General features: G+C 62.7%; 15 protein-coding genes. 7 read left to right on the top strand and 8 right to left on the bottom strand.

All coding sequences use genetic code 11. From position 1 onward, the window contains the following. Nucleotides 1-16: 16 nt before the first annotated feature. Complete coding sequence (gene glnT / locus LOY53_RS10710; RefSeq protein WP_252823701.1) at nt 17-1,351, bottom strand: type III glutamate--ammonia ligase; 1,335 nt, start codon at nt 1,349-1,351, stop codon at nt 17-19. Nucleotides 1,352-1,623: 272 nt separating this feature from the next. Between glnT and LOY53_RS10705 the strand changes: the two genes are divergently transcribed. Continuing rightward, nucleotides 1,624-2,217: a cupin domain-containing protein gene (locus LOY53_RS10705; RefSeq protein WP_027595361.1), complete on the top strand. Its 594-nt coding sequence runs from the start codon at nt 1,624-1,626 to the stop codon at nt 2,215-2,217. 294 nt (nt 2,218-2,511) lie between these two features. Then, nucleotides 2,512-3,441, top strand: coding sequence for a DMT family transporter (locus LOY53_RS10700; protein WP_252823699.1), 930 nt, complete (start codon nt 2,512-2,514; stop codon nt 3,439-3,441). 26 nt (nt 3,442-3,467) lie between these two features. Here the strand turns inward: LOY53_RS10700 and LOY53_RS10695 are convergent, their stop codons facing one another. Continuing rightward, nucleotides 3,468-4,178, bottom strand: coding sequence for an NrtR DNA-binding winged helix domain-containing protein (locus LOY53_RS10695; protein WP_252823698.1), 711 nt, complete (start codon nt 4,176-4,178; stop codon nt 3,468-3,470). Between the two features lie 138 nt (nt 4,179-4,316). On the opposite strand from LOY53_RS10695, the gene LOY53_RS10690 reads away from it, so the two are divergent. Together LOY53_RS10690 and pncB are read left to right on the top strand one after the other, a co-directional pair. Continuing rightward, a complete protein-coding gene (locus tag LOY53_RS10690) occupies nt 4,317-4,967 on the top strand; it encodes an isochorismatase family protein (RefSeq protein ID WP_085274331.1) in 651 nt (216 codons plus the stop codon). Continuing rightward, the gene (gene pncB / locus LOY53_RS10685; protein WP_252823696.1) at nt 4,964-6,163 is read left to right on the top strand and encodes a nicotinate phosphoribosyltransferase; all 1,200 of its coding nucleotides are present in this window, start codon (nt 4,964-4,966) and stop codon (nt 6,161-6,163) included. Before LOY53_RS10690 ends, pncB begins: the two co-directional genes overlap by 4 nt. A gap of 24 nt (nt 6,164-6,187) precedes the next feature. On the opposite strand, the gene LOY53_RS10680 is transcribed toward pncB, so the two are convergent. Beyond that, complete coding sequence (locus tag LOY53_RS10680; protein WP_258703989.1) at nt 6,188-7,075, bottom strand: LysR family transcriptional regulator; 888 nt, start codon at nt 7,073-7,075, stop codon at nt 6,188-6,190. A 112-nt stretch (nt 7,076-7,187) separates the two neighbouring features. Between LOY53_RS10680 and LOY53_RS10675 the strand changes: the two genes are divergently transcribed. Both LOY53_RS10675 and ppnN read left to right on the top strand, forming a co-directional pair. Further along, the gene (locus LOY53_RS10675) at nt 7,188-8,249 is read left to right on the top strand and encodes a YeiH family protein (protein ID WP_027595355.1); all 1,062 of its coding nucleotides are present in this window, start codon (nt 7,188-7,190) and stop codon (nt 8,247-8,249) included. A 50-nt stretch (nt 8,250-8,299) separates the two neighbouring features. After that, complete coding sequence (gene ppnN / locus LOY53_RS10670) at nt 8,300-9,673, top strand: nucleotide 5'-monophosphate nucleosidase PpnN (protein WP_085274328.1); 1,374 nt, start codon at nt 8,300-8,302, stop codon at nt 9,671-9,673. Between the two features lie 382 nt (nt 9,674-10,055). Here the strand turns inward: ppnN and LOY53_RS10665 are convergent, their stop codons facing one another. Beyond that, on the bottom strand, nt 10,056-11,216 hold the full coding sequence (locus LOY53_RS10665; RefSeq protein ID WP_252823690.1) for a GGDEF domain-containing protein: 1,161 nt from the start codon (nt 11,214-11,216) through the stop codon (nt 10,056-10,058). An 84-nt stretch (nt 11,217-11,300) separates the two neighbouring features. Beyond that, nucleotides 11,301-12,614, bottom strand: coding sequence for a CDP-diacylglycerol--serine O-phosphatidyltransferase (gene pssA / locus LOY53_RS10660; RefSeq protein WP_408981373.1), 1,314 nt, complete (start codon nt 12,612-12,614; stop codon nt 11,301-11,303). A gap of 173 nt (nt 12,615-12,787) precedes the next feature. Here pssA and LOY53_RS10655 point away from each other — a divergent pair, with 173 nt between their 5' ends. Beyond that, on the top strand, nt 12,788-13,780 hold the full coding sequence (locus LOY53_RS10655) for a GlxA family transcriptional regulator (protein ID WP_252823688.1): 993 nt from the start codon (nt 12,788-12,790) through the stop codon (nt 13,778-13,780). Between the two features lie 43 nt (nt 13,781-13,823). On the opposite strand, the gene LOY53_RS10650 is transcribed toward LOY53_RS10655, so the two are convergent. The 3 genes from LOY53_RS10650 to katG form a co-directional block, all read right to left on the bottom strand. After that, the gene (locus LOY53_RS10650; RefSeq protein ID WP_099453764.1) at nt 13,824-15,158 is read right to left on the bottom strand and encodes an MFS transporter; all 1,335 of its coding nucleotides are present in this window, start codon (nt 15,156-15,158) and stop codon (nt 13,824-13,826) included. A 122-nt stretch (nt 15,159-15,280) separates the two neighbouring features. Beyond that, on the bottom strand, nt 15,281-16,492 hold the full coding sequence (locus LOY53_RS10645; RefSeq protein WP_252823685.1) for a M24 family metallopeptidase: 1,212 nt from the start codon (nt 16,490-16,492) through the stop codon (nt 15,281-15,283). A gap of 245 nt (nt 16,493-16,737) precedes the next feature. Then, complete coding sequence (gene katG, locus LOY53_RS10640; RefSeq protein WP_258703987.1) at nt 16,738-18,996, bottom strand: catalase/peroxidase HPI; 2,259 nt, start codon at nt 18,994-18,996, stop codon at nt 16,738-16,740. Nucleotides 18,997-19,088: the final 92 nt, after the last annotated feature.

The raw sequence follows: 19,088 nt of genomic DNA, 5'->3' as shown, positions 1-19,088 counted from the left end.
CAAGGGATGGGGGCGGTCAGAAAAACTCGGTGTAGCGCTGGATTTCCCAGTCGGAAACGTGGCGGCAGTACTCCACCCACTCCATGCGCTTGAGCTTGATGAACTCGTCGACGATCTCGGCGCCGAGCACCTCGCGGAACAGGGGGTCGGCCTCGAGCGCGTCGGCGGCTTCCTTAAGCGATTGCGGCAGGGTCTTGATACCGCGTGTGGCGATTTCTTCGAGGCTCAGGGTGTAGAGGTTCTCGTTGCACATCTCGCCTGGGTCGAGCTGGCGGTCGATACCATCCAGGCCAGCCGCGATGATCGCGGCAGTGACCAGGTACGGGTTGCAGCCTGCGTCCGGCAGGCGGAACTCAAGGCGCCCGTAGGGGATGCGGACCATCGCTGAACGGTTGTTGGCGCCCCAGGCGACGAAGGCTGGGGCCCAGGTCGAGCCGGACAACGAGCGGCCAACCACCAGGCGTTTGTAGGAGTTGACGGTTGGCGCCGCGAAGGCACACAGCGCCGGGCCGTGGGCCATCAGGCCAGCGGCGAAGTGGTAAGCCAACTTCGACAGGCCCATGCCGCTGCTGTCGCTGGCGTCATGGAACAGATTCTTGTTGGTGCTGCTGGCCAGCGACAGGTGAAAGTGCATGCCATTGCCAGCGCGCTTGGGGTCAGGCTTGGGCATGAACGAGCAGATCATCCCCAGGTCGTTGGCGATTTCGCCCGCCGCCATGCGGAAGAACGTGAAGCGGTCGGCCGACTCCATGGCGTCGCTGTAGGTGTAGTTGATCTCGAACTGGCCGTTGGCGTCTTCATGGTCGATCTGGTAGATGTCGAAGCCAACTGGCTGCAAGGCTTCGGTCAGGCGCTCCAGAAACAGCCGCGAACGCGACAGGCCCTTGTAGTCGTAGCACGGCTTGTCGAGGTTGTCGGAGGCATCCACCAATTGCAGCTTGCCGCCTTCGTCACGGCGGAACAGGCTGAACTCGGGCTCAAGCCCGGTGTTCAGCGTCCAGCCCTTGGCGGCCAGGCGCTGCACCTGTTGCTGCAGCACGTAGCGGCTGTCATAAGGCCAGGGCTGGCCGTTGACATGGCCGACGCACACCACCCGGCCATAGCCGGGCTGCCAGGGGACCGGGATCAACGTGGCCAGGTCGCCGCGGGCCATGAAGTCCGGGCCGTGTGGCTCCATGCCCATGCCGCAGATGGCGAACCCGGCAAAACCGGCGCCCTCCTCGGCCACCATCTTGAGGCCCGAGACCGGCACCGATTTGGTCTTTGCCGAGCCATGGATGTCGACAAACTGCGCCAGCACATACTTGATGCCGTGCTGATCGAGGGTGCGCTGGGTTTCTGCTGGCAACATGGGTTGAACACTCCTGGGTAAGGGGCTGCATGTAATTCCGCACGGGAAACTTACTTTCATCACAGGAATGCAAAGCGCTTGCCAGGTTTGCCTCCACCGGCCTTTTCGCGGCGGTTCGGCGCGAAGAGGCCAGCCGCCATTACCCAGGAAATTCCGTTGTAGATATGGGAAACTTGTTTTCACCTGAGGAAAACGGCTGCCACCGCAGCAGCATTTCGCACTTTCTCAGTGCGAAATCTTTATTCTTGAACTGAAACCGTGCAGGACATTAGATGCCGACCGAAACCCAACCGCGCCTTCGCCTGGAGCAGTACCTGGGCTTGCAGATCAAGCGCCAGCGCCAGGCCCAGTCCCTCAAACTCGCCGATGTGGCGCGCATCGCCGGTATCAGCCAAGGGATGCTGAGCAAGATCGAGAACGCCCAGGTGTCCACCAGCCTCGATACCCTCAGCCGCCTGTGCGATGTGCTGGGTATGCCGATGGCCAAGCTGTTCAGCCAATACGACCAACCTGACGGCAATGCACTGCTGGTGAAGGCCGGTGAAGGGCTGGAGGTGGTGCGCCGGGGCACGGAAAAGGGCCACACCTATCATTTGCTCAATCACGCCAGGGGCCCGAAGAAGCACTTCGAGGCCTACATGGTGAGCATGGATGACGCCAGCGAAGAGTTCCCCACCTTCGCCCACCCAGGCACGGAGTTTCTGCATTTGCTGGAGGGTGAACTGGTGTACCGCCACGGCAACCAGCTTTATCACATGCACGCGGGTGACAGCCTGACCTTTGATGGCGAAACCCCGCACGGGCCGGAGCAGCTCGTGCAGGTGCCCATCCGCCTGCTGTCGATCATGAACTACGGCGAAGAGTAAGGCGGCGCGGCGCGACAACGATCGATGTCGCGATCAGACAACCAGACGTCGCCCGCGACCGGCCTCGTAGCCCTGTATACAAAAATAATACACACATCAGCCAGCCCCGCGCCGTGGGCTGGCAGACGCGGTAATTGCGAGTAAACAGCCTCGCTTCACAATTCCAACGCTGTGGCGCCTTTTTGCACCGGGCAATTCGTCCGGGCTCATAACGATAAAACTCCCAGTTTTGAAGACCCGCGACGCGTCGGCCGGGAGTGCCTGCGCGCGCACATTGTGAAGAATTTGACTGCCATGATCGCTACCTCCCTTCCCGTAGCCGGTGCCTCCACCGGCCACCGCAACGCGCTGCTCGTTGCCCACATCGCCGCCGTCCTGTTCGGCCTGACCGGCATCCTGGGCCACTTGATCGAAGCCGACGCCAGCATCATCACCTTCGGCCGCGCCACCTTTGCCTTCATTGCCCTGGGCTTCGTCGCCGGGCTCAAGGGCACCCGCCTGCTCGACGCCCTGACCTTGCGCAACCTGCCAATCCTCGGCCTGACCGGCGCGCTGCTGGCTGCCCACTGGGTGACCTTCTTCATTGCCGTCAAGGTCGGTGGTGTGGCCGTGGCGACCCTGGGCTTTGCCAGCTTCCCCGCCTTTATCGCCATGATCGAGCGCGGTGTGTTCGGCCAACGCATTGGCGCCACCCAAGCCTTGTTATTGCTGATGGTGACGGCAGGCCTGGTGCTGGTCGTGCCCACCTTCGACCTACTCGACAAAGGCACTGTCGGCCTGCTGTGGGGTTTGGGGTCTGGCCTTGCCTTCGCCTTGCTGACGGTCGCCAACCGCCGCCGCGCATCGAGCATGAACGCGATGCAGGTGGCGTTCTGGCAGAACGTGGTCGTGGCCGCGCTGGTGGCACCGTTCGCCTTCACCCACTTGGGGAGCACCAGCCTGGGTAGCCACGACTGGGTCAACCTGGCGCTGCTGGGCGTGTTCTGCACCGGGCTGTCGCAGTTCCTGTTCGTCAAGAGCCTGGAAGGTCTTGAAGCGCGTACCGCCGGGATGATCATCGCGCTGGAGCCGGTGTATGCGATTCTTGGGGCGTGGTGGTTGTTTGGCGAGCAGCCGAGTGTGCGCATGGCGGCGGGGGCGGCGTTGATCGTGTTGGCGACGCTGCTGGCTGCGGCGCGCAAGGCGCCGGCGGAGCACGGTGATACCAGCCGCTGCGCGCACTAGCTCCAGCGCCAGTAGCCTGCCCGCAGTTAAGACAGCCCGCCTTCCGGCAACAAACTGCGGTCAAACATGAACGGCCGCGCCCCCTGCGGCGTGTACTGAAACAACTGCTGCGGCCTACCCAGCTTAGGCTGGTTCTTCTCCCCGGTATCCCTCACCCACCCCAGCTCGCGCAAGCGCTCCAGGCGTTTGCGCAGCGAGGTGTTGTTCACCGCCTGCCCCAGGCACGCCTGCACCGCCCCCAAGGCATCGAGCACGGTGAACTTCTCGGCCAGCAGGTACAGCGGCAAGCTGCTATACACAGTCTTCGCCGCCAGCCGTTCGCGGGCGCGCTCCACCAGCAAGTGGTGGTCGAAGGGTAAGAGCACCTTACGCCCCAGCACGCTGTCGATATCGACAAACGCCAGCTGCTCACCTTCAACGGTCTGCCCAGGGGCGAGCAAGGCCAGGTAGTAGGTGCTCAGCGACCAGCCACGCGGGTCACGGAACGCATTGCCTTCGGTACCCACCTGCTCCATGTAGCATGGCACCACCCGGGCCTTCTCCCGCAAAGCGCGGTCGGCCGCGCCTTCCAGGCTGGTGTCGGGGATACGGCCGTTGACGATCACACCCGGCAAGGCCCACTGGCCGGCGTGCGGTTCGCGCTCACGGCGGTGCAACAACACTTGCAGATGCTGGGCTTCAGGGGCCATGCGCAGGGCGACGATATCGACGCTGGCCAAGACTTCAGTGCTACTCAAGGGAACGCTCCACGCTTCAGTAACTCCATAATCCACCAGAGCAGTTAAGTAGCACAAGTGGCTTTGTTTCATTACCTAGTGCTTGACAAACTTAATGCACCAGGTGGAATATATGGCCATGCCAGCGAGGAGAGCACCATGAAGATCGCCAGTTTCGATGTCGACGCGCAAAACGGCTTCACCGCCAACGCTCCGCAGGAGCTCCCCGTGCCCGAGGGTGATGAAATCGCCGCCGACCTCAACGCCATGGCCCTGCGTGCAGACCTGCGCCTGGGCAGCAAGGACGCTCACCCGGCCAATGCAGCCTGGGTGGTTGCCGACCCGGCCCAGATGCTGCAACCGCTGCCGCTGGCCAATGCCGACCTGACCTGGGTCAGCCACTGCGTGCCAGGCACACCCGGCTTCGAACTGCTGCCTGGCCTGCCCGCCCCCATCGATTACGACTACTTCGTGTGGAAAGGCGTCGAACCTGACCTGCACCCCTATGGCGCCTGCTACCACGACCTGGCCGAACGCCGCTCCACCGGGGTGATCGAATACCTCAAGGTGCAGCAGGTGGGCGCCGTGATCGTCGGCGGCCTGGCCCTGGACTACTGCGTCAAGACCACCGCCCACCAGCTGCGCCGGGCCGGGTTCCAGGTGTTGCTGTACCTGCCGGCTTGCCGCGCCCTCACCCAGGCCGGCGCCATCGCTGCCTGCGGCGCATTGGCCGCCGAGGGTGTCATTCTTTGCGGCGACGAAGCCGCGCTCGACTACCAACTCTCGCTGATCAAGGAAGACCGCCCATGAGTGACAGCGTTTTCGGCCCGCGCATCATCCAGAACCTGCTGGACACCGACTTCTACAAGATCACCATGATGCAGGCGGTGCTGCACAACTACCCCAACGCCGAGGTGGAATGGGAATTCCGCTGCCGTAACGGTGAGGACCTCTCCCCTTACCTGGCAGAAATCCGCTACCAGGTCGAGCAACTGGCCGATGTCACCGTCACCCACGACCAATTGGCCTACCTCGAAAAAATCCCGTTCATCAAACCGGACTTCATCCGCTTTCTGAGCCTGTTCCGTTTCAACCTGCGCTACGTGCAGGTCGGCCTGGACGACGCCGGGCAGCTGGCAATCCGCGTGCGCGGGCCGTGGCTGCACGTGATCCTCTACGAGATCCCGCTGCTGGCAATCATCAGCGAAGTGCGCAACCGCTATCGCTATCGGGAAGTGGTGATGGAGCACGTGGGCGAGCGGCTGTACCAGAAGCTTGACTGGCTCAAGGCCGAAGCGAGTGCCGATGAGCTGGCAGGCTTTCAACTGGCCGATTTCGGCACCCGACGGCGCTTCTCGTACCGGGTCCAGGAGCAGGTCGTGCACATCCTCAAGCGCGACTTCCCTGGCCGCCTGGTCGGCACCAGCAACGTGCACCTGGCCCGCGAATTGGAACTCAAGCCCATTGGCACCATGGCCCACGAATGGTTCATGGCCCACCAGCAACTGGGCCCGCGCCTGGTCGACAGCCAGGCCGCTGCGCTGGAGTGCTGGGTACGGGAATACCGCGGGCTACTGGGCATCGCGTTGACCGATTGCATCACCATGGATGCGTTCATGGGGGATTTCGACTTGTACTTCGCCAAGCTGTTCGATGGCCTGCGCCACGACTCGGGCGACCCGCTGGCATGGGCAGAAAAGGCCATTGCCCACTATGAAAAACTGGGGATCGACCCGCGAAGCAAAACGCTGATCTTCTCGGATGGGCTGGATTTCGCCAAGGCGCTTGGCCTGTACCGCGCCCTGCACGAGCGGATTAACGTGAGCTTTGGCATCGGCACCAACCTCACCTGCGATATCCCGGGAGTGGTGCCGATGAACATCGTGATCAAGATGACGGCGTGCAATGGTGCGCCAGTGGCGAAGATTTCCGACAGCCCGGGCAAGACCCAATGCCGGGACGAGAACTTCGTGGCGTATCTCAAGCACGTGTTCAAGGTGGGTTGATACCGCCGGGAGAGGCCAGCTCTGCTAACCCTTTTTCGGCTGGCCCACACACAACTCCATGAACCGCGCCGCCGCCCGCGACGGCGTGGCGGCATGGGGCATCAAGATGGAAAAGCGCCTGACCAACGGCTGCGGCGTAATGCGCAGCCGCCGCAACACGCCATCCTCATGGCGAATCGACATGGCCGACACAAAGCCAATCCCCATACCTGCCCGCACCGCTTCCTTTACCCCTTCCACACCGGCGATTTCCATCGCGACGCGCATTGCCACGCCACTGCGGGCAAACGCCCGCTCGACAATCTGCCTCACCCCTGAGCCACTCTCGCGCAGCACCAGTGGGTAGGCCCCCAAGGATTCCAAGGTCTGCGCCTCGTCACCGGCCAACGGATGAGTACTGGGCACGATCGCGACGATCTCATCCTCACGCCACGGCGTGACCCCGGTGCCCAACGGCAACTCCTGCCCGGGAGGCCCTTCGATCAAGGCAATATCGACACTGCCCAGCGCGGCGACAATTTCAGCCGTGTTGCCATTGGAGGTGCTCACCGACACTTCCGGGTAGCGTGCGTGGAAGTCGGCGATCAGGTACGGCAGCAGGTAGCTGGCCGGCGTGGTACTGGCGCCGATGCGCAAGGTGCCGCGCTCCAGGCCGCGCATGGCTTCGCGCAGGGCTTGGGCCTGGCGGAAGGTATCGCGCAGGCGCTTGGCATGAGCCAGCAACTGCTCACCTGCAGCCGTGAGGCGCACCCCGCGCCCCGCGCGTTGGTAAAGGGGCTCACCGAAAGCCTCCTGCAGCAACTTGAGCTGCCCGGATACGGCGGGCTGCGACAGGTGCAACGCCTGGGCCGCGTGGCTGATGTTGCCATGCTCGGCGACGGTGGCGAATGTTATCAGCTGTTCTGGGGTCATGAATTCAAAATATCAGCTAAACGGATACTTCACATCCTAAATTACGATTTTTTATAAGCTTATAACCAGATTAACGTAGGCCTTGTCGAAATACCTTTCTCGGAGGACTCACATGGCCACGGTTCCATCCCACCCCGCCTATGCGCCTACCCTCTCTACCCGAGGGCGGCTCAATGGCATTTTGTTCGTGGCGCTTTTCGCGCTTGCTGTCACCCAACTGGCAGCCTTGCCCGCCATCGCCAACCTGGGCATCAGCCCGCTGATCGTCGGTATCGTTGCCGGTGCCCTGTACGGCAACGCGCTGCGCGATGGCGTGCCGGCGAGCTGGGCGGCCGGCATCAACTTCTCGGCGCGTGGGCTGCTGCGCATCGCCGTGGCCTTTTTCGGCCTGCGGGTCAGCCTGCAGGAAATCGCCGAAGTCGGCTGGTCGGGCCTGACGGTTTCGCTGCTGGTGGTGGTCAGCACCCTGCTGATCGGGCTCTGGTGCGGCATGAAGCTGCTCAAGCTGGACCGCGACACCGCGCTGCTCACCGCTGCCGGCAGTGCCATTTGCGGCGCCGCTGCAGTACTTGCGTTCGAGTCGGCGCTGCGCAGCGCCCCGCACAAGAGTGCCATGGCCGTTGGCAGCGTAGTGCTGTTCGGTACCCTGTCGATGTTCCTTTACCCCTTGGCGATCAATGCCGGCTGGCTGCACCTGGATACCCTGGGCGCCGGCCTATTCCTGGGCGGCACAATCCACGAAGTGGCCCAGGTGGTAGGTGCAGCCAGCAACGTCAGCCCCGAGGCGACGCACATCGCCACCATCGTCAAGATGACCCGGGTGATGCTACTGGTGCCGGTGCTGCTGGTGGTGGGCCTGTGGATCAGCCGCTCGCGTCAGCCGGGCCAGGCGCAAGGCAACGGCCGCATCGCCATGCCCTGGTTCGCTTTCGGCTTCCTGGCGCTGGTGTTGGTGAACTCGCTGCAGGTGCTGCCTGGCAGTGTGACCCAGGCGATCAATAGCCTCGACACCTTTGCCCTGACCATGGCCATGACGGCGCTGGGGATGGAGACACGCTTCAGCCAGATCCGCCAGGCAGGGCCACGGGCGCTGCTGACCGGGGCGATACTGAACCTTTGGCTGGTGGGGGGCGGGCTGGCGATTACGCTGGGTGTGCAAAAGCTCTTCGCATGACTTATGGTGTTGTCTAAGAAGGATGTTTTACCTGCACAGGAAAGACTTAGATGCCCCAACGCCATGTCATAAATGCATCCGTCAGCCCCAAAGGCAGCCTGGAGACGCTGTCGCAACGTGAAGTCCAGCAACTGAGCGAAGTCGGTACCGGTAGCCTCTACACCCTGTTCCGCCAGTGCGCGCTGGCCATCCTCAACACCGGCGCGCATGTCGACAATGCCAAAACCATTCTCGAGGCCTACAAGGACTTCGAGGTGCGTATCCACCAGCAAGACCGGGGCGTACGCCTTGAGCTGCTGAATGCTCCCGCCGATGCCTTCGTCGATGGCGAAATGATTGCCAGCACCCGTGAAATGCTGTTCAGCGCCCTGCGCGACATCGTCTATACCGAAAGCGAGCTGGCCAGCCAGCGCATCGACCTGGAAAGCTCCCAGGGCATCACCGATTACGTGTTCCACCTGCTGCGCAACGCCCGCACCCTGCGTCCAGGCGTGGAGCCGAAGATGGTGGTGTGCTGGGGCGGCCACTCGATCAGCAGCGAGGAATACCAATACACCAAAAAGGTCGGCCACGAACTGGGCCTGCGCAAGCTGGACGTCTGCACCGGCTGCGGCCCTGGCGTAATGAAAGGCCCGATGAAAGGCGCCACCATCGCCCACGCCAAGCAGCGTATGCACGGCAGCCGTTACCTGGGCCTGACCGAACCGGGCATCATCGCCGCCGAAGCGCCCAACCCGATCGTCAACGAGCTGGTGATCTTGCCGGACATCGAGAAGCGCCTCGAGGCCTTCGTCCGTGTCGGCCACGGCATCATCATCTTCCCGGGCGGCGCCGGTACTGCCGAAGAGTTCCTCTACCTGCTCGGCATCCTCATGCACCCGGACAACCAAGGCCTGCCCTTCCCGGTCGTGCTCACTGGCCCCCGCAGTGCCGAGCAGTTCTTGCTGCAACTGCACGCCTTCGTCGGCGCCACCCTCGGTGAAGCCGCGCAAAGCCACTACCAGATCATCATCGATGACCCGGCCGAAGTCGCGCGCCACATGGTCGAAGGCCTCAAGGAGGTCAAACAGTTCCGCCGCGAACGCAACGACGCCTTCCACTTCAACTGGCTGCTGAAGATCGACGAGGGCTTCCAGCACCCGTTCGACCCGACCCACGCCAACATGGCCGAACTCGCCCTGCGCCGCGAGCTACCGCCCCATGAACTGGCTGCCAACCTGCGCCGAGCGTTTTCCGGCATCGTTGCCGGCAACGTCAAGGACAAAGGCATCCGCCTGATCGAAGAACACGGCCCCTACCAGATCCGCGGCGACAGCGCAGTATTGGAGCCACTGGGGCGATTGTTACAAGCATTCGTCGACCAGCACCGCATGAAGTTGCCGGGTGGTGCCGCCTATGTGCCGTGCTACCAGGTAGTGACCTGAAAACGATGATCTAGCGCCAGCTCTCGAGCTGGCTTTTGATCTTGATCTGGCTGTTGATCTTGATCTTGATCTGGCTTTTGACCTTCAGCGACTCAGGAGGCCGAGCGCAGGCCTTGCGAAGGGAGGTGACGGGCAAGGATGCCCGTCAAGCGCTGGGGCCCAGGATGGGCCCTGCAGCGCGGTCCTCCCGGGAGCAAGGCCGTAGCGAGGGGACCCCGAAGCGCAGCGTAGGGGCCGTATGATGGAGCGCAGCCTTTTTTGGTTACTTTTTGGGGCGTTTGCCAAAAAGTGACCCGCCGTAAGGGCGGAAAGGTGACTAAGCGTCGCCCCAATGCTGGATCAACCACCCCCTCAAAACCAACACCAACACCCACACCAACGATCAAGAAACCAAACCCTCCCGCTCAACCAGCCGAATACTGTCACGCCCCCCGCGCTTCGACTCATACAACGCCACATCCCCCTGCTCAATCAATGCCGCCAAACTCACCGGCGGCTGATCAAACACATTAGCCCCAATACTCAACGTAACCGCCTGCGGCGTAGGCACCGTCTGCCCAGCAAACAGCTGAAACCGCTCACGCAACTGGCTACCCAGCTCCACCACCCGCTCCCGCGTCGCCTCACTGAGCAGAATCACAAACTCATCCCCCCCAAGCCGCGCCGCCAGCGACCGCTCCGGCAACACCGCACGAATCATCTCGCTCAAGGCGATCAACAGCCGATCCCCCGCAATGTGCCCGTGCAAATCGTTGACCAGCTTGAAGTTGTCGATATCGATCAACAGCAAGGCCCCCGGCCGCGCCGGGCTGACCTCTTTGAAAAAGTGCGGCGCCCGCACTTCCAGCGCCCGCCGGTTGTACAGCGCCGTCAACGGATCGCGCGCCGCCAGCCGGGCGATACGTTCTTCACGGCGATAACGCACCGTCCCCGTCATCGACAGCGCGATCAACATGATCGCCATCGCCCCCTCGACCAGGGAAATCTGAATGATCAGCCCGCCAAAGGTCGCCAGGTCAATCAAGGTGCCCGGCGTGATCGCAATGATCGCCTTCGCCACATAGAACAACCCATGGATCAGCAACACATAGCGCAATTGCACCGCGCCCACGCTCAGCGACCTGCCGTGGGGCTTCAACAAAAAGCTGGCCTTGAGGGTCAACAGCGCCACCAGCAACGAGTTGACCATCAGCATCACCTTCGACCACTCCGGCCCTGCGGGCAGCAGCAGCAAGGCGAACCACACCGGCACCATCAGCAGCCAGGCGGGCGACAGGCGGTTCTGGGTAAAGCGCAACACCCCCATCAGGAAAAACGCATGCGCCACCACCAACAACCCGTTGGCGAACCAGATGCCGATCAACAGCAAGCCAATGCCACGCAACAGAGCCAGGGTAGAGCCAACGGTAATAGTGGCGAAGCCCGCGCTCCAAAACAGGAGTGAAGCCTCGCGAACGCTGCGCCATTCGATCGCCAGGTACAAAGCAGCAGCGGCTGCCAGGGCGATCGTAATCGTCAGCATCGTGGGTGGATCAAGCGCCATAGACGGTTTGGCCTATCTGGTTAACGTGGGAAATGGGCTGATTGTATGCGCTTGCCACACTTTTTCAGAGCCCCTCCCACACCGTTAAAGCACCCGTTTGATCAACGGTTCAAGGCGGCTATAGCGCAAACGTCGCAAGAGCTTGCGCACTTCCTTGGGGTGCTCAGCCTTGACCCCGAGCTCGGCCGCTGAATCGATTTTCCGTGCGTGCCGGCGTATCCCCGTCAATTCCACGTCCCGAGGCACCAACCACTGCCCTGCTGGGTCATCGATAAGCAAGCCATTCTCAAGATCCAGGTTGAACCCACGCGGGTTGAGGTTGTTACCGGTCAGCAGCGAATAACGCTGGTCGATCCACAGCCCCTTGGCATGGAAGGTGTGCCCCGGGTCGTTCCAAATCCGCACTTCGAGCTGGCCATTGGCAAGCGCGGCCTGGCGACGGCGGGCAAAGGCGCGCAGGTTGTCCTCGTACAAGTAGGGCAACGCACCGCTAGCACTGAACGGCTCACCCGGAGCGATATAAAAGTCATTGGCCGTGCGATCGCCGACGATCAGCTCCACGCGCACGCCACGGTCCAGCGCGTGGTCGATTTCGCGCATCAATACCCGAGGCGGGTTGAAATAAGGCGTGCTGATGATGATCTGCGTGCGTGCAGCGGCCAGCAGCGCGCAAAGTGCTTTGTTGAGCGGGTTGCCCCGCCCGACGCCAAGCAGCGGGATGACCCGCAAGCCCTGCCCCGCTTCGCCATCGGGCACCTCATAGACCATGCGCCGCAGCCGTGCGCGCAAACGCCGGATGTCACCGCGCAAGCTTCGGGTCGGGGGTGGCGCCGGCAGGTCAAGGCGCGGTGTGGCGGTGTGGTGCAGCAAGCGCCGAACCAGGTCGACCATGGCATCGGCCAGCGCAGGCGACTGGAACAGGTGATAGCGATCCAGGCGGTAGCGGTCGAAACGGTGCAGGTACACGTTGTTGAGGCTGGCACCGGTGTAGATCACACAGTCGTCGATGATGCTGCCTTTCAAGTGCAACACACCAAACAGCTCGCGGGTTTGCACCGGCACGCCATGGATCACCACATCCAGCCCACGCAATTGGCGCTGGGCCTGGTACCAGGCCGCATTACCCGGCTGCCGACCGCCCCCCAGCAGGCCACGGCGGGCACGGAACCAGTCAACCACAATGGTGATTTCCAAGCCCGGCCGCGCGGCCTTGGCCTGGTACAGGGCATCGAGCACTTCCTGCCCGGCCTCGTCTTCCTGCAGGTACAGAGCGACGATGACGATGCGCCGGGTCGCCGCCGCGATGCGCTCAAGCAGGCAGCGACGGTACGCCGCGGCATCGGGCAATACCTGGATCGCCTCAGGCGCGAGGGCAAAACCTGGCAGCGCCGCCAGCATGGATTCGGGGTTCACGTAGGTTCACCTTCTGTCTGCATTCAGGTCCATTCCTGGCCACCAGCCCGGGGTGTAAGATCGACCGGGTAACGACCTATAACAACAAGAATCATGCGAGGCCTGTTTTTCTCACTGCCCCCGACAAATCACGCCTCAGCTTGCACAGGAAGATCGCAATGGTCCACCCCGTTTCTGCAATCCTAACGCCTTCGCCCGTCAAGACCTTCGGTTTTCTGATCTTGCCCAACTTCACCACCATCGGCCTGGCGTCGGCGGTGGAGACCCTGCGCATGGCCAACCTGGCGGCCCGCCGGCCGATGTACCGCAGCGTGCTGATCGCCGCCAGCGATGAACCGGTGGCGGCCAGCAACGGCATGCGCGTGTTGCCTGACTACAGTATCGGCAACGCCCCGGCGCTGGACGCCCTGTTGGTGGTCGGGGCCAACCCGATCGATCGCAGCCGTGGCAACCGGCCCTTGATCGACTGGCTACGCCAGCTGGCCCGTCAACACCTGCCGTTGGGCGGCATCTGCACGGGCAGTTACCTGCTGGCCAAGGCCGAGTTGCTCAAGGGTTACCGCTGCACCATCCACTGGGAAGACATGCAGACGTTGCAGGAGCAGTTCCCCGGTATCGTCATTTCTGGCCAGCTGTTCGAACTGGACCGCGACCGCTACACCTGCTCGGGCGGTGTGGCGGCCATGGACATGATGCTGCAACTGGTGGCCCGCGAAGAAGGCGGCCAGGACATCGCCGCCAAGGCCGCCGAACTGCTGCTGTGCGACCGCGTGCGTGGCGAGCGCGAACGCCAGCGGGTGCCCCTGCGCACCCTGCTTGGCAGCGCCCAGCCCAAGTTGAGCCAGGTGGTGGCGATCATGGAAGCCAACCTGGAGGAGCCACTTGGGCTGGAGGAGCTGGCCAGCCTCAATGAAGTGACCGTGCGCCAATTGGAGCGGTTGTTTCATAAATACCTGCAGCGCACGCCCAGCCAGTATTACCTGGAGCTGCGGCTGTCGCGGGCGCGGGAGCTGTTGTTGCGTAGCGATGTGCAGGTGCGTGAGGTGGCGCTGGCGTGTGGGTTCAGCTCGCCGGCGCATTTTTCCAAGAGCTACAGCCGGTTTTTTGGGCTGTCGCCGCTGGGGGAGCGGCGGCAGGCTTCGTTGCACTGATATCAAACAGTGCTTGCCCGCGAAAAGGCCGGCACAAATTGAATCAATCCTTCAGGGCTGCATGCGCCGTCTCCCGGCACATCAGCATCGCCACCAGCGCCACCAGTGCTGCGGCCAACAGGTACCCCGCCGGCGCCAGCTTGCTGCCGGTCACCTGTATCAACCAGGTGGCAATGAACGGCGCCGTCCCACCAAACAAGGCATTGGCCACGTTGAAACTCAAGGCAAAACCACTGAAGCGCACCCGCGTCGGGAAGATCTCGGCCAACAGGCACGGCAAGGTCCCATCGTTCATCGCCAGCATCGCGCCAAACAGAATCTGGATGGCCAGAATCACCAGCAGCGGTTGCCCATCGAGCAACGTGAACAAGGGCACGGTGAGCCCCAAAAACAACAGCGAAGCGATCACCAGCATGGTCTTGCGGCCAAACTGATCCGACAGCCGCCCCATCAGGAAAATCAGGCCGATGTAAGTGGCCAATGAAACCGTCGAGGCAATGAAGGCATCTCGCTCGGTCATGCCCAGCTCAGTAGACAGGTACGTCGGCATATAGCTGAGCAGCAGGTAGAACGCCACCGCATTCAGGCACGTCACGCCGATACCGATGCCTAGGCTGCGGCGATGCTGGGTCAGCAATTCGCGAATCGGTGCCGGGGTCATGCAGGCCTTGTTCTCGAGACGCTGCTCCATCTCTAGAAACTTGGGGGTGTCCTGCAGGCTCATGCGGATGTAACGGCCCACCAGCCCGAACGGTGCAGCCAGCAGGAACGGCAGGCGCCAGCCCCAGCTATGCAGGTCCTCGGTGCTGAGTAGCTCATGCAGCACCGCCACAAACGCCGCACCGAACAGCAACCCCGCTGCCGTGCTGGCCGGCACGATACTGGTGTACAGGCCACGCCGCCCCTGGGGCGCGTATTCGGCCAGGAAGGCCGATGCCCCCGCGTATTCGCCCGACGCCGAAAAGCCTTGCACCAGGCGTATCAGCAGCAACAGGCACGGTGCCCATAGGCCGATCTGCGCATAGCCAGGCAGCAGGCCGATGCAGAAGGTCGAGATCGACATGATCAGGATCGACAACGACAGCGCGTTGCGTCGCCCATGGCGATCACCAAAGTGGCCCCAGACCACGCCGCCCAGCGGGCGAACGAGAAACGACAGGGCGAACACTGCGAAGGTCGCCAGCAGGCCGGTGGTCTTGTCGGTTTGCGGGAAGAACGTGGCGGCAATGATGGTGGCGAGGTAGCCGTAGGCGGCGTAGTCGAACCATTCGACGAAGTTGCCCATGAAACTGGCGCGCGCGGCCTTGCGCAGGGCCTGGCGTTCGGCGCTGTGCGCGACGTTGCCGAGGGTTGAGGCGTTCAGGGTGGTGCTGGACATGACGGGTACCCTCTGGTTCTTCTAATTGGAGGCAGGGTCTGGTGGCCATACAGTGATTTTATTGTTGTTAGTGCCGGCCCCTTCGCGGGTAAACCCGCTGTTACAGGGGCCGGCACCGAGCATCATTTGCGGATGATGTTGTGCTCCGGCCCGTACGGGAACTTGGTGATGTTTTCGGCTCCGCTGTCGTTGACGATGAGGATATCGTGCTCGCGGTAGCCGCCAGCACCCGGTCGCCCTTGGGGCAGCATGATCATCGGCTCGATCGACACCACCATGCCCGGCTCCAGCACGGTGTCGATGTCTTCGCGCAGCTCAAGCCCCGCCTCGCGACCGTAATAGTGGCTCAACGTCCCAAACGAATGGCCATAGCCAAACGTGCGGTACTGCAGCAGGTCGTGGCGCAGGAAGATCTCGTTCAGCTCACGGGCTATGTCACTGCAGCGCATGCCCGGGCGCACCAGTTTCAGCCCAGCCTCATGTACCTCGACGTTGGCCTGCCACAGGCGCAGGTGATCATCTGGGCAATGGTCGAGGAACAAGGTGCGCTCAAGGGCGGTGTAATAGCCGGCGATCATCGGGAAGCAATTGAGGCTGAGGATCTCGCCCTTGCCCACCGTGCGGCTGGTGACCGGGTTGTGCGCGCCGTCGGTGTTGAGCCCGGACTGGAACCAGGTCCAGGTGTCCATCAGCTCGCCGTCGGGGAAAGACTTGGCGATCTCGCGAACCATCGCCTGGGTGGCGTGCAGCGCCACTTCGTACTCGGGCACATGCTCACGCAGGGCCTCGACCACTGCCGCGCCGCCGATATCGGCCACCCGCGCGCCGTGCCGGATCAACGCCTGCTCTTCTGCGGACTTGATCATGCGCATGCGCATGCACGGGGCGCCGATGTCCAGCAACTCGGCCTTGGGGTAGCAGGCGGCGAGCTTGGCGTGGTTTTGCAGGTTGAGGTGGTCGTATTCCACGCCGATGCGCGAGGCCAGCGGCAGCGCTTGTTGAATGGCGACGAAGAAGTTGTCGCGTTGCCAGTCGGTGTAGACGATGTTGTCGGTGCCGACCGTGCGCCGCCAAGGCTGGCCGCCATCGATGTTGGCGCTGATCGAGACGACTCTGTCCTGGGTCACCACCAGTGCATAGGGGCGGCCAAACGAGCAGTAGAGGAAATCACTGTAGTAATTGACGTTGTGGTACGAGGTAAAGATCGCCGCTTCGATGTCCTGCTCGGCCATGTAGGCCCGCAGGCGGGCGTGGCGGGCTGCGTATTCCTGAGCGGAGAAGGTCGCTTTGACCTTGTCGCCGTTGCGGATCTTCAGGGTTTTTGGCATGTGCATGGTCGGGTTCCTTGTCGTTGTGAGCACGCTGTTTCAGGCCGGCCGCCTGAGAAGCATTGCAACAGAACGAACGAGGACGCTTTTGTATCTATCCGACCTGGAATTGGCGGGATGGCCACCGACTTGTAGGAGCAGCCTTGTGCTGCGAAGAGGCCGGTACAGGCAGCCCGAATTGCGGCTCTCTGTACCGGCCTCTTCGCAGCACAAGGCTGCTCCTACAAGGGTTGTGAGGTTTCAGGCACGCTTTATTTCAGATCAAAGCGGTCCAGCTCCATCACTTTTACCCAAGCCGCAACGAAGGCCTTCACAAACCTGTCCTTGCCATCGCTGCTGCCATACACCTCGCTCAACGCCCGCAACTGGGCATGCGAACCGAACACCAGGTCAACACGGCTGCCCGTCCATTTAACCTGCCCGGTCTTACGGTCCCGGCCTTCAAACCGCTCGTTGTCGGCTGACGTCGGCGTCCATTCCACGCCCATGTCCAGCAGGTTGCGGAAAAAGTCGTTGCTCAACGTACCCGGCTTGTCGGTGAACACCCCGTCCGTGCTGCCGCCATGGTTGGCGCCCAGCACACGCAGGCCGCCGATCAGCGCGGTCAGCTCGGGCGCCGTCAGGGTCAGCAGTTGGGCCTTGTCCAACAGCAGCTTCTCGGCTTTGACGCTGTAACGGTCCTTGGTGAAGTTGCGGAAGCCATCGGCCAACGGTTCCAGCACGGCGAACGACTCGACATCGGTCTGCTCCTGAGACGCATCGACGCGGCCGGGGCGGAAGCCGACGCTGCCACTGTAACCCGCATCCTTGGCGGCCTTCTCCACGGCGGCGGTACCTGCCAGCACGATCAGGTCGGCCAGGGAGACCTTCTTGCCACCGTTGTTGAACTCGCTCTGGATCTTCTCCAGCGCTGCCAAGACCTTGCCTACGCCCTGGTTCGCAGCCCAGTCTTTCTGCGGTGCCAACCGCAAGCGTGCACCATTGGCACCACCGCGCTTGTCGGAGCCACGGAAGGTCGAGGCGGAGGCCCAAGCGGTCGATACCAACTCGCCCACGCTCAAGCCTGAAGCCAAGATCTTGGCTTTGAGCGCAGCGACATCCTGCTCGCCCAGCGACGCCGGGTCGGCTTTAGGCAGCGGGTCTTGCCACAGCAATTCCTCGTTGGGCATTTCTGGCCCGAGATAGCGCGCCAGCGGGCCCATGTCGCGGTGGATCAGCTTGTACCAGGCACGGGCAAAGGCATCCGCCAATTGGTCGGGGTTGTCCTTGAAGCGGCGGGCAATCGGCTCGTAGATCGGGTCAAAGCGCAGCGCCAGGTCGGAGGTGAGCATGGACGGCGCATGGGTTTTACTGGGGTCATGGGCATCCGGCACGGTGCCTGCGCCTTTGCCTTCCTTCGGCCGCCACTGGTGCGCACCGGCCGGGCTCTTGGTCAGCTCCCACTCGAAATTGAACAAATTGTTGAGGTACTCGTTGCTCCAGCGCGTCGGCGTCGAGGTCCAGGTCACTTCCAGGCCGCTGGTGATGGTGTCGGGGCCTTTACCGGAGCCGAATTTGTTGGCCCAACCCAGGCCCTGCATCTCCAGGCCCGCAGCCTCGGGCTCGGCCCCCACATTGTCGGCAGGGCCTGCGCCATGGGTCTTGCCGAACGCATGGCCACCGGCGATCAGCGCCACGGTCTCTTCATCGTTCATGGCCATGCGGCCGAAGGTTTCGCGGATGTCTTTGCCCGAAGCGACCGGGTCGGGGTTGCCTTCTGGGCCCTCCGGGTTTACGTAGATCAGGCCCATCTGCACGGCAGCTAGCGGGTTTTCCAGGTTGCGCTCGGCCTGCAGGTTGCGGCTCTGTTCTTCGCCGTGCTTGGCGGGCTCGGCCACCAGGTCACCCTGGCCGGGTTCCTGTGCCTTGACCTGCTCCTTGCCGTAGCGCGTGTCGCCGCCCAGCCAGACCTTTTCCGAACCCCAGTACACGTCTTCATCGGGCTCCCACACATCGGCGCGCCCGCCAGAGAAACCAAAGGTCTTGAAGCCCATGGACTCCAGCGCGACGTTGCCGGTGAGGACGATCAGGTCAGCCCAGGAAATCTTGTTGCCGTACTTCTGCTTGATCGGCCACAGCAGGCGCCGGGCCTTGTCCAGGCTGACGTTGTCCGGCCAGCTGTTGAGCGGGGCGAACCGCTGCTGACCGGAACCGGCGCCACCGCGGCCATCGCCAATACGGTAGGTCCCGGCGCTGTGCCAGGCCATACGGATGAACAGCGGGCCGTAGTGGCCGAAGTCGGCGGGCCACCAGTCCTGGGAGTCGGTCATCAGGGCCGTCAGGTCTTGCTTCAGGGCCTGAAAGTCGAGGCTCTTGAAGGCGTTGGCGTAGTCGAAATCCGGGTCCATCGGATCGGATTTGGCGGTATGTTGGTGAAGGATTCTCAGGTTGAGCTGGTCAGGCCACCAGTCACGGTTGGTGGTGCCGCCACCTGCGGTTTGATGGAACGGGCATTTCGATTCGTTCGACATCTGTGGGTACCTTTGGGTCGGTTATCCAGATTTCCGGTCTATGCCAGGTGTTCTATCAGCCGAGCGCTTGGGCTCGTGCCTACCCCTCATCA

The sequence above is a fragment of the Pseudomonas sp. B21-031 genome, assembly GCF_024748985.1.
Classification (GTDB): Bacteria; Pseudomonadota; Gammaproteobacteria; order Pseudomonadales; family Pseudomonadaceae; genus Aquipseudomonas; species Aquipseudomonas kermanshahensis.
This window is presented reverse-complemented; position numbering and strand designations above follow the sequence as displayed.